Source organism: Haliea atlantica, assembly GCF_054779855.1.
This window is the reverse complement of record NZ_BAAGXL010000019.1, coordinates 82384-96365: the sequence shown is the minus strand read 5'-3', so window position 1 is coordinate 96365 and position 13982 is coordinate 82384. Positions and strand designations below refer to the sequence as shown.

The following is a 13982-nucleotide window of genomic DNA, read 5'->3' as shown; positions in this document are numbered from 1 at the left end:
TTCGCGGCAGCCGCTGCACCCCCTACTTGAGAAACCCCACCCGGAGCAAAGCCTTGAAGAAAAGACTGTGGATTCTGCTGATCATCGCCGCCGTGGTAGCCACCTTCTATGCCCTTGGCCTGGACAGCTACCTGACCCTGGACCAGCTGAAGGCCAGTCAGTCGCGCTTTGACGACTTGCTCGAACAATACCCGGTCGCCATCCCCGCCGCCTACTTCATCATCTATGTCCTGGTGACTGCCGTGTCTCTGCCGGGCGCCACCATCATGACCCTTGCCGGCGGCGCGCTGTTCGGCCTCTGGCAGGGCCTGCTGCTGGTCTCCTTCGCCTCGAGCATCGGCGCCACCCTGGCCTTCCTGGTGGCGCGCTTCCTGCTGCGGGAAACCGTGCGGGCCCGTTTTGGCGAGCGCCTGAAAGCCATCGACCGCGGCATCCAGCGCGACGGCGCCTTCTACCTGTTCACCCTGCGCCTGGTACCCATTTTCCCCTTCTTCATCATCAACCTGGTCATGGGCCTGACCCGCTTGCGCACCTGGACCTTCTACTGGGTCAGCCAGCTGGGGATGCTGGCCGGCACCGCGGTCTATGTGAATGCCGGCACCCAGCTGGCCCAGGTGGAGCGGGTCGGCGACGTGCTCTCGCCGGAACTGCTGCTGTCCTTCGTGCTGCTCGGACTGTTCCCCTGGATCGCCCGCGCCATCGTCGCTCTGGTACAGCGTCGGCGCGTCTATCGACCCTGGCAACGCCCACGGCAGTTTGATCGCAACCTGGTGGTCATCGGCGCCGGCGCCGGGGGGCTGGTCTCCGCCTACATCGCCGCCACCGTCAAGGCCAAGGTGACCCTGGTGGAAGCCCAGCGCATGGGCGGCGATTGCCTCAACTACGGCTGCGTACCCAGCAAGGCCCTGATCCGCAGCGCCCGACTGGCCAGCCAGATGCGCCGGGCGGACCAGTACGGCCTGCAGCCCGTGGAGCCGGACTTCAACTTCCGCGCAGTCATGGAGCGGGTACAGCGCATCGTGGCCGAGATCGAACCCCACGACAGCGTCGAGCGCTACAGCGGCCTTGGGGTAGATGTCCTTCAGGGCTACGCAAGCATTGTCGACCCCTGGACCGTGGAGATTTCCCTCAACGCCGGTGGCACCCGCCGCCTGACCACCCGGTCCATCGTGATTGCCGCAGGCGCCGCCCCCCACATCCCCGACCTGCCGGGGCTGGCGGAGGTCGATTACGTCACCAGCGATACCCTGTGGGAGCGCTTCGCCCAGCTGGACCAGGCGCCCCGGCGCCTGCTGGTCCTGGGGGGCGGCCCGATCGGCTGTGAACTGTCCCAGGCCTTTGCCCGGCTGGGCTCCCGCGTGACCGTATTGCAGCGCAATCAACACCTGCTGCCGAAAGAGGACCCCGAGGTGTCGACGATGGCCCGGCAAGCCCTGGCCGAAGATGGCGTGCGGGTGCTGGCCGGGCACACGGCACTGCGCTGCGTGCGCGAAGGCGGGGAGCAGTACCTGCTGGCGGAGGACGACGAAGGCGCGGAGGTCCGTATCGTCTTCGACCATCTGCTGCTCGCCGTGGGGCGCCGCCCTCGACTCCAGGGCTATGGCCTGGAACACCTGGGCATCCCCACCAACCATACCGTCACCACCAATGAGTACCTGGAAACCCTGTACCCGAATATCTTCGCCGCGGGCGATGTGGCCGGCGACTACCAGTACACCCACGCCGCCGCCCATATGGCCTGGTACGCCGCGGTCAACGCCCTGTTCGGGCAGTTCAAGCGCTTCAAGGTGGACTACTCGGTGATCCCCCACGTCACCTTTATCGAGCCGGAGGTGGCCCGGGTAGGGCTGTCGGAGCAGGAGGCCATCGAGCGCGGCGTCGCCCACGAAATCACCCGCTACGACCTTGCGGACCTCGACCGCGCCATCGCCGACAGCAGCGCCCGGGGATTTGTGAAGGTCCTGACCGTGCCCGGCCGCGACCGCATCCTCGGCGCCACCGTCGTCGGCCCACAGGCCGGGGAATTGCTGACAGAGTTCATCCTGGCCATGCGCCACGGCCTGGGCCTGAACAAGCTGCTGGGGACCATCCACAGCTACCCGACGCTGGCAGAGGCCAACAAGTACGCCGCCGGCGAGTGGAAAAAGGCCCACGCACCCGAACGCCTGCTGGGCTGGGTCGAGCGCTACCACCGCTGGCGGCGCGGCTGAAACGCCCGAACGCGGGCCGGCGGAGCACGACCGGCCTGCCGCTAGCGCGCCATCTGCCCGGCAGACCCCAGGGACTCGGCCAGGAAGTCATTGACCTCCGGCAGTACGCTTCCGACGGTGAGAAAGGTCAATATGTGCCCCCGCCAAGCTTGACGCTCCAGCGTTACCGGCACCGCCTCGCCGGCCAGTGCTGCGGCAAAGTCCTCCGAGTGGTCGATGGGAACCAGGCTATCCCGGGTACCGTGGAAGAGCAGGAAGGGCGGCGCACCCGGATGCACCCGGGTAACCGGGGATGCCGCGGCAAAGGTCTCCGGAATCTCGCCAATACGCCCGCCCAGGAACTGGGGCACCAGCCGACCACCGGTGAACTTGCGCAGATCGGTGGGGGCGCCGCCGGCGATCACCGCAGCGGGGCGGGTACGGGGGCCGCCCCAGGGCCGGTCCAGATCACTGCCCGTACCCGCGGCCAGGGCCATCAGGCTGACCAGGTGCGCCCCCGCCGAATAGCCGAAAGCGGCGATCCGTCCGGTATCCAGCTGCAGGCGCTCAGCCTCGCTGTGCAGCCAGTGCATCGCCTGCTGCACATCGTGCACCTGGGCGGGGTAGGTCGCCGCGGGGGCAAAGCGGTAACTGATGTTCATCACCAGATAACCGCGCCCGACGTAATAGCGCGCCAGGCGCGCCATATCCTCGCGGCTGCGCCCCTCCCAGCCCCCGCCGTGTACCAGCAGCATACCCGGGAAGGGGCCCTCACCCTGCGGCCGGTGCACATCGGCCTGCAGGGCCGCAGGCCAGTCCGGCGGTGTAAAGGTCACGGTCTCCACGGCCTCGGGCGGGCGTAACTGTCCCAGCCAGACACCGCAGCCCGCCAGGGTGACGGAGGCTGTCGTCACCATGATCGCCAGAGCTCGTTGCATTCTTCCCATGGGTCCATGTCCGTTTGATTCGCTCTACATTACACTAGCCGGATGACTTCCCCGAACGACTTCTCCCGCCGCGTCCTGGACTGGTACGACCGGCACGGCCGCAAGGATCTGCCCTGGCAGCGCGACATCAATCCCTATCGGGTCTGGGTGTCCGAGATCATGCTGCAGCAGACCCAGGTGCGTACGGTCATTCCCTATTTCGAGCGCTTCATGGCCCGCTTCCCCACGGTGGTGGCGCTGGCCGAGGCGCCGGTGGACGAGGTGCTGCACCTGTGGACCGGGCTCGGCTACTACGCCCGCGCCCGCAACCTGCACCGCGCCGCCCGGGACGTCTGCCAGCAGCACGGCGGCGAGTTCCCGGTGGGTGTCGAGGGGCTGGCTGCGCTGCCCGGTATCGGGCGCTCCACCGCCGGGGCCATCGCCAGCATCGCCCAGGGGCAAACAGCCGCGATCCTCGACGGCAACGTCAAGCGCGTGCTCGCCCGCTACCACGCCGTGGCCGGCTGGCCCGGGGAATCCCGGGTGCTGAAGACACTCTGGGCTTTCGCCGAAGACCATACGCCGGAACAGCGCACCGCCGACTACACCCAGGCAATGATGGACCTGGGCGCCACCGTCTGTACCCGCGGCAAACCGGACTGCGAGGCCTGCCCACTCTGGGCGGACTGCCTGGCCCGGGCCACGGGGGAGCAGGCCAGTTATCCCGGGCGCAAACCGCGCAAGGCCCTGCCCGTGCGCGACACCGTGTTCCTGATCCTGCGCGACGCGGACGGCCATGTCCTGCTGGAAAAGCGCCCCCCCAGCGGAATCTGGGGCGGCCTCTGGTGCTTCCCGGAATTATCCGCCAGCGATCAGGTGACCGACTGGTGCCTGGATCGCTTCGCCCGGGAACCGCTCACGCTGGAACCGGGCGCGCCCTTCCGGCACACCTTCAGCCACTACCACCTGGACATTCAGCCCCTGCAGGCCCAGCTTGGCACACGGCCCGAATCGATCATGGCCGCTGGCGAACAGCTCTGGTATAACGTGGCGCAACCGCCGCAGGTGGGCCTGGCGGCCCCCGTCGCCCGCCTGCTGAACGCCATAGACTCCGGAGCCACACCATGACGCGCACCGTGTTTTGCAAGAAGTACCAGCAGGAACTCGAGGGCCTGGACGCCCCGCCCTATCCCGGCCCCAGGGGGCAGGATATTTTCGAGAACGTCTCGAAGAAGGCCTGGGACGAGTGGCAGGCCCAGCAGACCATGCTGATCAACGAAAAGCAGCTGAGCCTGATCGACCCCGCCACCCGCAAGTACCTGCAGGAGGAAATGGACAAGTTCCTCGCCGGCGAAGAGCACGACCGCGCCGAGGGCTACGTGCCCCCCTCCGGCAACTGATCAGGCCCGGGTTTCTATCAACTGGACCCAGTAGCGCAGCACGTTGGTCTGCCCGACCGCCAGTTTCAGGCAGACCAGCAGAGGCACCGCCAGCAACACGCCCACGGCACCCCACAGCCAGCCCCAGATCACCAGCCACACCAGGATAATCAGCGGATTGAGCCGCATGTGGCGGCCCAGCACCAGGGGCGTGATCACCTGGGCTTCCAGCAGGTTGATGGTGAAATAGACCAGTGCCGGCAGCAGGGCAAAGGCCACCGCGCCGTACTGCACCACCCCGGCCAGTACCAGCAGAATCACGCCGATCAGCGGGCCAACATAGGGTGCGAAGTTGAGCATACCCACCAGCACACCCCAGAGCAGTGGGTCCTGCACCCCGAACAGCCACAGCGCGACTCCCACCGTGAGCCCCAGGCAGGCGTTGATCACACTCACCGTGAGAATGTAACGCGACAGTTCCACCTGTATGGTGCGCACCAGCTGTAGCGAGGCCCGCTTGTCGTCGATGGCCGGGAAGATCTCGACGAACGCCGCAAACAGCCGCGAGCCGAAGATCAGCAGGAACAGGATCAGCAATACCGTAGTGAGGAACTGGGCAATCACCACCGGCGCGGCACCCAGCATGGTCAGCAGCAACTCCAGGCCACCCTGCTTGAGTCGCTCACTGACGCGGCCGTCCTTGCTACCGCCACTCTCTCGCTTGTCGGCAGCGGACTCTTCCTCCCCTTCAAACAGACCAAAGAAACTGAAGCTCTCTGGCTCCGGTGGCTTCTCGGCCTCCGGTGACAGCTTGTCGGTCAGGTCATCCACCTGGTCGGTCAGCTGATCCGTCAGCCGGGGAATGGCCTCCGCCCAACGCTGGGCAGGCTCCGCCAGCTGACTACCCAGAAGCACCATCGGCCCACCAATCAAGGCCAGCATGAGCATGGCGGAGAAGGTGCGGGGAATATAGAAACGCTTGAGCAGTTTGACCAGGGGGCTGAGCAGCAGCGCAAAAAACAGCGCCACCACAATCGGGATCAACAGGGTCTGGGCAAAATACACCGTATAGAGAACGGCGAGGGCGGCGAGGATTCGCAGCGAAAATGTTCCCGGAGGGAGACGGTCAACGCTCACGGTGCCGGCTTGCCCATCAGCAGGCCAGCCGGAAAGGCACTGGAGAGGAACGGCCAGAGCCGCATACCCCGGGATACCGCCTTCGAGGCGGCTTCACTGCCGGCAAAACGGGTCACCAGCCGCTCCACCAGCACCCCCGAGACAAAGCCACCACCCGCCAGCCAGGCGGGGTGCAGGGCCCGCAGGTAACGCATGCGGGCCGTGGCATTCTCATGCAGGCTGCTGTACTGCGCCTCAAGGCGCGCTTCCACCGCGCGCAGCTCATGAATCCGATGCTTGCGCCCCACGGCCGTCCTCCGTCTCCATCATTGCGCGCCATTGTCGCCGGGTCGCCGGCAGTGCCAGGCTGCGGGAATAGCGTTTCGCCGCCAGCCCCATTACAAGCAGCGCCAGGATCTGAATCAGGGTAAAACAGGCCAGGCCGAGCGGTATGGAACCGAACGTGGAATAGGCCAACCAGGCCAGCAGCACACTGAGCCCCAACCAGGCCAGAATGACCAGTGGCACGGCTGCCAGCGCAAGGATCAGCAGTCGCGCCGAATCCCCCGCGGCCAGCTTCAGCTCCAGCAGTGCCAGCCGGGAGAACTGATTGCCGGTCTCGAAGGCCTCAACCGCCAGCGCCAGCCAACCGCGAAGCTCCTCTTCCAGTCCCGCGGCCGTTGGGGGGGACGCCCCTACCGCTTCGCTGCGCTGAGTGGCACTGGACGGCGCGTCCTGACCGCCAGCCGCGTCCACAGGCTCTCCCGGGGCAGGCTGTCCTGACACTCCGCTCAGCGCCGTGACAGCAGGCGGGAGACCAGCAGGCCGGCAAAAAAGGCGATGCCGATGGTCGCCAGGGGCTTTTCGTGGACGTAACTCTCCACCTCCTGCCCCATCTCGTCGGCCTTGCTCTTGCCCTTGAGCAGCTGCTGCATGGCGTCTTCCTTCAGATCCATGCCGGCGGCCTCTGCGGCCATGCGGAAGTGCTGCTGGGCATCCAGCAACTTCTCGTAGGCCGCCATGGCCGCTTCCTTGCCGGAATCCAGCTCCTGTTGCCGGGTCGAGGTTTTCTTGTCAGTGGACTCTGCCATGTGACTTTCCTCCTGGGTCATCGCCATTGCGTGGTTTCAGGGTAGCCCATCCGGCAAGCGGCTGCATCCACACGCTGTGCGGTCAGACGGCGGGCCGCCACAACCAAGAGAAATGCCGCCGACGCTTGACTCCCGTGCAAGGGGAAGGTTAAATACGCAGCCTTCGGCAGCAAGCCAAAAGCCCGGATAGCTCAGTTGGTAGAGCAGGGGATTGAAAATCCCCGTGTCGGCAGTTCGATTCTGTCTCCGGGCACCACCCTATCTTTCCAAGCACTCCCAAAACCTCCCAGACCCCCATAGAAATCCCGCTTTAGCAGGGATTTTTGTTGCCCACTATTCCCAGCACTTGCCTTGCCAGCCCGAAAGAATGTGAGTAGATTCGTGAGTAGACCCAGTTCGGTCTATAAATCTACTCACACACGAGAGGCGAGCTCCCCGGTGGTGCGGCCTGGAGGGGGTAATAGTTATGGCGCTGACAGACACTGCCATACGCAATGCCAGACCAAAGGCCAAACTCTACCGACTGGCCGACGCCAACGGCCTGTGCCTGGAGGTCACCACAAACGGATCCAAGCTGTGGCGGTATCGGTACCGGCATGAAGGAAAGGCGCGAATGCTGGCACTGGGAGCCTATCCGACTGTCACCCTGCTGGAAGCTCGCGCACGACGCGATGATGCCCGCAAGACTCTGGCGCAAGGGATCGACCCAAGCGAGAAGCGAAAGGCTGACAAGCAGGCACAGATCCTAGACAGCATCACCTTCAGTGCTCTGGCGGAGGAATGGTATGGGTATAACGCCCCGCGCTGGGCGGAAAGCACCCGCTACAAGGCACGCCTGTACCTGGATAACGACGTGCTACCAACGATTGGTGACAAGCCCGTAAAGGCCATCACCCGCCCTGAACTCGTAGCACTGGTGCGCAAGGTCGAGGCGAGGGGGACGCTGAACGCCGCCGGGAAAATTCGCCAATGGCTCCACCAAATATTCAGGCATGGGCTGGCGACCGGCATGGTGGACACCAACCCAGCAACTGACCTCGGAGTAGTGGCCGCACCACGCAAAGCTACCCGTCACCATCCACATGTGCCCTTTTCCGAACTTCCAGAGCTACTGGGGAAACTCGACACCACCAAGCTCCACACTCTCACTCGCCTTGCTATCCGACTGCTGGTACTGACCGCAGTACGACCCGGCGAGCTGAGAGAGGCCCCGTGGTCTGAATTCGATCTGGACACAGCCACGTGGACCATCCCGAAGACGCGCATGAAAGCCCGCCGCCCGCACATCGTTCCCCTACCTACTCAAGCAGTGGAGGTTCTACGCCAGCTTCAACGGATCAGCGGCAACTATGAACTGGCATTCCCCGGACAGCACAATGCCGCAAAGCCAATGAGCGAGAACACCATCAACAAGGCACTGCGCCTGATGGGCTACAAGGGCCGCCAGACCGGCCACGGCTTCCGCCACCTGCTGAGTACCGAGTTGAATGGGAGAGGCTATAACCGGGATTGGATTGAGCGCCAGCTCGCACACAAGGATAAGGACGAAATACGCGACACCTACAACCACGCCACCTACCTGGAGCAGCGCCGGGACATGATGCAAGCATGGGCTGACTCTATCGACGCCCTATGCACAGGAACCAATGTGGTGAGCATCAAACGACAAGCGTAGCAGTTACCGATTGAGCACAGGGCTGGCAATCACCACCTGGCCGGCCTACTCGACAAAAGCACCTTGGAGAGTGCGAGTAATGGATGACCAGAGCAATTTCCCAGACCTACAACACTGGAAACCAGTAGCAGAGTTCACCGTTGAACAGGCCGCTTTGCTGATGGCAGGCATTGACCCCTGGGAGATAGAAACAACGGAAGCCGCCAAGGAACAATCACACCCAAGGTGGAAGAAGGCCGCTACGCATTCATTGGCAATAGTGGCAGCAATCCGACAAGGGTTGATCATCCCAGTGATATGTCGTGGCTGGTACGGGGACTATGATCACGGTCCACAGTTGAGGACCATAAAACATTCAGATCGGGAATGGGAAATCTCCCCACAACATACTGTCATCACTCGAGCTTCTTTGGAGAGCTGGATAGCGAACCACGCGGTTCCTATCTTTCGTCCGCCCCGGCAGAGAATGCCAGTCTCAACTGAGAATACCCCAAAGCCAGAACCCATCACCATTGATGTCGAGCCACTGACCCTGCCATATCAAGGCCACCGTTCCGAAGGCCTGGAGTTCGTAGATGAAGCAGTAGAGCAGCTTTGGTCAACCTTCGACCCGGATGACCCTGCCACTGCCCCAACGCAGAAGGAAGTAATCGAGTTTCTCAGAAGCAAGGGAGCCACCGTAAATATGGCAGAAGCTGTGAATCTCGTACTTCGCCCAAGAAATCTGGTGAGAGGGGGAGCCAAGAAAAAGAGGTGACCACCTTCCAAAGCCAGCATTGGCGGGGCTTTGCGCACTAACCACCCACTTTGGGCAGCCACCCAAAGTGGCACCTGGACTCCATCAAGAAACCCACCTGCCGCCTGCCTAGAAGGCTTGCCGGGTACCCGCTTTGAACTGCCAACCTTGTAGCCACTGTTCCCGATAACGCCCCGGAGGGCCTGAACAATGGCGACACCAACAACCACACCACCGCGCTTTATCAAACTGGCAAAGGTGCGGGAGTACACCAGTCTTTCCACGTCCGAAATCTACCGGCGCATTGCCGCAGGAACCTTCCCGGTCCAGGTGACCCTGGGGCCAAAGTCCGTTGCATGGATCGAATCCGAGGTCGCTGAATGGTGCGAAACCATAGCCGCTAGCAGGGAGGTAGCCTGACATGAAAAAGGCGACTCGCCCCGAAGAACAAAGCCGCCAAAAAGCACCCCGTGACTTTACCACTACCGGCGACCCGGTACGCGCCTTTGTCGCCGCCATCGCCCAGGACACGGGCGCCACTGTGGACCCGATAGCAGACGGCAAGTTTCACCGCTTCGACTGCCCCGAGGGAAAGCGAGGCAACCGCGCCTGTTGGTACGTGCTGCACCCTGATGGCTGGGGAGCCTACGGGAATTGGCGCACCGGGATCGCCTACCCCTGGCGAGCTGACCGCAGCCGCGACCATGACCGGGAGCAAGGCGCCCGCATTGCCGCCGCCATCGACGCAGCACGGCGCCAGCGAGAGCGGGAGCAAGCCCAGGCCCAGGAAAACGCCGCACGCCGCGCACAACGGCTGTGGAGCGATGCCAAGCCGGCAACTACCGATCACCCCTATCTGACCCGGAAACGCATTCCTGCGCTATGCCTGCGCCAGCACGGGGACTGCCTGCTGGTGCCCCTGCGCACCGTGGCGGGCGAGCTGGTGAATGTCCAGCGCATCCACCCTGACGGCACAAAACGGTTTTTGAAGGGCGGGAGGATCACCGGCACCTTTGCCCTGTTCGGGCGCGAGCTGCCCGAGGAAGGCGAGCTGTACATTGCCGAGGGCTGGGCTACCGCCGCCACGATCGCCACCACCCTGCGCCGGCCCGTGGTCGCCGCGATGAATGCGGGCAACCTGGCAGCCGCGGCCCAGGCCATCCGGGCAGCACGTCCGGGGCTGGCGCTGACTCTGGCCGCCGATGATGACCACGGCACACCCGGCAATCCGGGTATCACCAAAGCTGCCGAGGCCGCCCGGCTGGTGCAAGGCGCGATGACGTGGCCCACCACCTGCCGGCAAGAGGGCTGCACCTGCACTGACTTCAACGATACAGCCAACTGCGGGAGGGCGCCCCAATGACGGAATCTAATCTGGCGCATGACCTGCGGCCCAAGCAACTACCCCCGGACACCCTGCCGGATTCAACTTCCAACCCCGCTGAACAAAGTGTCACACGTGTCACAGGTGTCACGCCCAGCAATGACGCGGCTTCCGCTGTGACACCACCCGTCGATGCAGGTGTTACAGGTGTCACAACCCCACCGGATGACAGCACCCGGCCATGCTTCCGGGTATTCGATACTTGGGCCGCTGGCGAGTCGCGCCGCTACCGCCCGGGAGTCTGGTGGTTCACCATGAAGGAAACCGCTGGCAATACCACGCCCGTAGATACGTGGGTTTGCGGGCCGCTGCACGTGGAAGCTGTCACCCATGATGCCCAGGACAGCAACTTTGGGCGCCTACTGAGATTCCAGACCACTACAGGCAAGTGGCGGGAATGGGCCATGCCAATGGAATTACTCGCCGCCGATGGCAGGGAGCTGCGGGCGGAGCTGCTGAGCATGGGGCTACACCTGGACCCCCAGGCCCGCAACCACCTGGCCCGCTACCTGATCGAGAAAACCCCCAAGGTGCGGATGCAGTGCGCCACACAGGTGGGGTGGTCGGGCACCTCGTTTGTGCTGCCTGACACCGTGATCGGGCCGGAGGCTGCCCGGGTGGTGTTTCAGGCTGCCGAGTACCAGGCCGACGAATACACCCGCGCCGGCACCCTGGACGGCTGGCGTGATGCCGTGGCGACCCTGGCCCGAGGTAACCCGCTGCTACTGCTGGCACTGTCTGCTGGCTTTGCCGGCCCCCTGCTGCGCCGCTGCAATGCGGAGTCGGGCGGCCTACACCTGGTGGGGGATAGCAGCACCGGGAAAACCGCCGCGATCGAGGCGGCTTGTTCAATCTGGGGTGGCCCTACCTTCAAGCGGAGCTGGCGGGCCACGTCCAACGGCATGGAAGGCGCTGCTGCCCTGTCCAATGATGGACTGCTGGCGCTGGACGAAATCAGCGAGTGCGACCCCCGGGAGGTGGGCGCGATCGTCTACGCCCTGGGCAACGGGCAGGGCAAGCAACGGGCAAGCCGTACCGGAAACGCCCGGGCCATCAAACGCTGGCGCTGCCTGATTCTCTCCAATGGCGAGCGGAGCATTGCCACCGCCATGCAGGAAGGCGGGCACAAGGCGAAGGCCGGGCAATCTGTGCGCCTGCTGGATATATCCGCCGCCCGGACTTTCGGCGCCTGGGATACGCTGCACGGCCACGCCACTGGAGCGGCCCTATCGGATGCCCTCAAGACAGCCGCAGCGACACACTACGGTCATGCGGGCCGCGCCTTCCTGGACAGGCTGACTCAGGATCATCGCGACTTGCCTGCATACCTGGAACAATTCAAGTCAGCGCCCGCCTTTGCTGTCGAGGACGGGCAGCAGCGCCGGGGAGCAGCCCGAATGGCCCTGATCGCGATGGCGGGCGAGCTAGCGACCGAATACGGCGTTACCGGCTGGGAGGAGGGTGAAGCCACCATTGCCGCTGTGCAGGCACTGCGAGCCTGGCAGGCAACCCGAGGTAGTGGCCCCTCGGAGCGGGGGCAGGTATTGGCCCAGGTCGCAGAGTTTATCGAGCGTCACGGGGATGGCCGCTTCTCGGATGCGAACGGAACAGACAGCCGGCCAGTGCAGAACCGGGCCGGCTGGTGGCGGGATACGGAAGTCGGGCGCCGGTACCTCTTCAACACCACCGCCATGCGTGAGGCGCTACGGGGTTTCGACTTCGGACGGGCACTGGATACCCTGCAAGCCGCTGGCGCACTAACTGAGGGAGGCGGGGGCAAGCGGTCGCGGACCTTCCGCATAGGCCAACAAAGCCCCCGGTTGTATGAGATCGACCCGGAGCAGCTGGGGGGCATCCATGGCGCTGGATAATGTCCTGGACCGGCTGCGGTCGGGTGAACTTGTGACACCTGTGACACCGCTACAATGGGCTGGTGTCACGCCGAAGCCCGCGCTAGCACTGGCTGTGACACCTGTGACACCACCAGAAACGAAATCCGAAACAGAAACCGAGGAACCCGCCCCCATCACCCGGGAGCACTTCAGCAGTCTGGGGGTACAGCTGCTGGCCGATGACCTGGCTTTCCTGCGCTGGCACCTGCCCAGGGCAAACGCTGCCCGCAATGCCGCCGTGCGCGAGTATATGCGCCGCTGGCATGAAGCGATGGATGAGGAGCCGATCGAATACCGGAAAGATAACGCTGGCAGACGGTCTGCGAATTCTTGGCTGCGATTGCGCCTGTAGAACGCCTATCTGTAGTAAAATAGCATGAGCGTTGTGCCTCTAACTGCCAAGTTGGAAACTAGGCCATCTGGAAATACAGACAAGACTAGGACTTGATTTTTGATCAGCGCTCAATGATCTCGATTTCACCAATAATTTCAGAACTCTTTACAGTGTAAGTTACTCCTTTATATGGAACTTCCTCTGAAAGACGCCAAATAAAGTCTGAAAAATTCCTCATTACACTTGTTGCATAGGTTAATATATCCTGAGAATTAGCCGCATCATTAGAGTCCCCAACGAAATCTCTTAGACGCTTTTCGAACTTGTAAAACTCTCCTGGAGTATTACGCTCCAGTTTTATCGTAGCTGGATTCTTGGGGATTGGAGCTAAGACCTTCGGAATCACCTTGTCTCCCACCAGACTCAACCCTTCAATTCTAATCCACAGCTGACTATCGGCCATAAACATAGGGCACGCATGCGTCACCAAGTCACGATAAGAGCCCACAATATGAAGCCAGCCACCCTCATCACAAGACCTTCTATAATACTCTCTAAAATCAGTTGGCTGTGGCCGCCCCTTAAAATATTTCTTAAAAATTTTTGAAGTCATGGACATATGCTTCCCCTCACCCCTCTCGTCTTCACTTAAAATAAAGTAAAAAACGAACTCCGAAAGATAGTCTCTTAAAACACAGGCATCGAACAAAAAATGCTGAAAGGTATCGTATATGTTGCTAGAAAACCCATCCTGAAACCTAGCGCCCAACTTGACAGAATCTTCCTTTGATCGGGCGTAAAGCTGTCTTCGGTAAGCTATAGAAAGAGTCCGCAGCGAGTAAATCAAAGTGTTTAACTGATGTGATATTCTTTTAGAAATATCCCAAAGAAAAGCATCTCTTATTATGTATCCTTGATAAGATATCCTTGACCATTTCCAGACCGCCTCTGTACAAGACCATGGCATTGAGTTGTGCGAAACATGAATCCGCCACTCGGGAGGTGACTCACCATCTATTTGAGATCCATCCGTATAGAAGTCTGTCCCAACTCTTTCTTTCAGGCCGATCATCTTCAGCCCTTCGTACAAAGAATTGTAGGCAAAAATTTCTACATCTATCGATTTTTTATCAAGAGTTACAGGGTAAATAGAAACTCTGTTCTGAGCAGGCAAGTTGATGGCATAAATTCCGCCAATAAAATGCACATCTCTACCAACCTCTGGCCAATCATTCGACATTTTTTTCCCAACACTGAAAT

General features: G+C 62.1%; 15 protein-coding genes and 1 tRNA gene. 10 read left to right on the top strand and 6 right to left on the bottom strand.

Annotated features, from left to right (window positions below):
• The first annotated feature begins 53 nt into the window (after positions 1–53).
• Positions 54–2210 (top strand): FAD-dependent oxidoreductase, encoded by a 2157-nt coding sequence (locus ACYVGS_RS12210; protein WP_460588967.1) that lies wholly within the window; start codon positions 54–56, stop codon positions 2208–2210.
• 41 nt (positions 2211–2251) lie between these two features.
• Here ACYVGS_RS12210 and ACYVGS_RS12205 read toward each other — a convergent pair whose 3' ends face one another.
• On the bottom strand, positions 2252–3136 hold the full coding sequence (locus ACYVGS_RS12205; protein ID WP_460588966.1) for an alpha/beta hydrolase fold domain-containing protein: 885 nt from the start codon (positions 3134–3136) through the stop codon (positions 2252–2254).
• Positions 3137–3178: 42 nt separating this feature from the next.
• Between ACYVGS_RS12205 and mutY the strand changes: the two genes are divergently transcribed.
• Both mutY and ACYVGS_RS12195 read left to right on the top strand, forming a co-directional pair.
• A complete protein-coding gene (gene mutY / locus ACYVGS_RS12200; protein ID WP_460588965.1) occupies positions 3179–4243 on the top strand; it encodes an A/G-specific adenine glycosylase in 1065 nt (354 codons plus the stop codon).
• Positions 4240–4515: a Fe(2+)-trafficking protein gene (locus ACYVGS_RS12195; protein WP_460588964.1), complete on the top strand. Its 276-nt coding sequence runs from the start codon at positions 4240–4242 to the stop codon at positions 4513–4515. The genes mutY and ACYVGS_RS12195 overlap by 4 nt, the downstream gene beginning before the upstream one ends.
• On the opposite strand, the gene ACYVGS_RS12190 is transcribed toward ACYVGS_RS12195, so the two are convergent.
• From ACYVGS_RS12190 to ACYVGS_RS12175, 4 genes are read right to left on the bottom strand one after another with little or no spacing between them, the layout of a single operon-like run.
• On the bottom strand, positions 4516–5631 hold the full coding sequence (locus ACYVGS_RS12190; protein ID WP_460588963.1) for an AI-2E family transporter: 1116 nt from the start codon (positions 5629–5631) through the stop codon (positions 4516–4518).
• Positions 5628–5918: a hypothetical protein gene (locus ACYVGS_RS12185; protein ID WP_460588962.1), complete on the bottom strand. Its 291-nt coding sequence runs from the start codon at positions 5916–5918 to the stop codon at positions 5628–5630. The genes ACYVGS_RS12190 and ACYVGS_RS12185 overlap by 4 nt, the downstream gene beginning before the upstream one ends.
• A complete protein-coding gene (locus ACYVGS_RS12180) occupies positions 5893–6366 on the bottom strand; it encodes a hypothetical protein (RefSeq protein WP_460588960.1) in 474 nt (157 codons plus the stop codon). Before ACYVGS_RS12180 ends, ACYVGS_RS12185 begins: the two co-directional genes overlap by 26 nt.
• Before the next feature lie 35 nt (positions 6367–6401).
• Positions 6402–6701 (bottom strand): glycine zipper domain-containing protein, encoded by a 300-nt coding sequence (locus ACYVGS_RS12175; RefSeq protein WP_460588959.1) that lies wholly within the window; start codon positions 6699–6701, stop codon positions 6402–6404.
• Between the two features lie 180 nt (positions 6702–6881).
• Here ACYVGS_RS12175 and ACYVGS_RS12170 point away from each other — a divergent pair.
• From ACYVGS_RS12170 to ACYVGS_RS12140, 7 genes are all read left to right on the top strand, one after another.
• Positions 6882–6957, top strand: a tRNA-Phe gene (locus ACYVGS_RS12170).
• A gap of 210 nt (positions 6958–7167) precedes the next feature.
• A complete protein-coding gene (locus ACYVGS_RS12165; protein ID WP_460588958.1) occupies positions 7168–8376 on the top strand; it encodes a tyrosine-type recombinase/integrase in 1209 nt (402 codons plus the stop codon).
• A 79-nt stretch (positions 8377–8455) separates the two neighbouring features.
• Entirely contained in the window at positions 8456–9133 is a 678-nt protein-coding gene (locus ACYVGS_RS12160; protein WP_460588957.1) for a hypothetical protein, read from the top strand.
• Positions 9134–9322: 189 nt separating this feature from the next.
• Positions 9323–9532, top strand: coding sequence for a helix-turn-helix transcriptional regulator (locus ACYVGS_RS12155; RefSeq protein ID WP_460588956.1), 210 nt, complete (start codon positions 9323–9325; stop codon positions 9530–9532).
• Between the two features lies 1 nt (position 9533).
• Positions 9534–10475, top strand: a complete 942-nt coding sequence (locus ACYVGS_RS12150; RefSeq protein WP_460588955.1) for a toprim domain-containing protein — start codon at positions 9534–9536, stop codon at positions 10473–10475.
• Positions 10472–12367, top strand: coding sequence for a DUF927 domain-containing protein (locus ACYVGS_RS12145; protein ID WP_460588954.1), 1896 nt, complete (start codon positions 10472–10474; stop codon positions 12365–12367). Before ACYVGS_RS12150 ends, ACYVGS_RS12145 begins: the two co-directional genes overlap by 4 nt.
• Entirely contained in the window at positions 12354–12740 is a 387-nt protein-coding gene (locus ACYVGS_RS12140; protein WP_460588953.1) for a hypothetical protein, read from the top strand. The genes ACYVGS_RS12145 and ACYVGS_RS12140 overlap by 14 nt, the downstream gene beginning before the upstream one ends.
• A gap of 103 nt (positions 12741–12843) precedes the next feature.
• Here the strand turns inward: ACYVGS_RS12140 and ACYVGS_RS12135 are convergent, their stop codons facing one another.
• Positions 12844–13962 (bottom strand): hypothetical protein, encoded by a 1119-nt coding sequence (locus tag ACYVGS_RS12135; protein WP_460588952.1) that lies wholly within the window; start codon positions 13960–13962, stop codon positions 12844–12846.
• Positions 13963–13982: the final 20 nt, after the last annotated feature.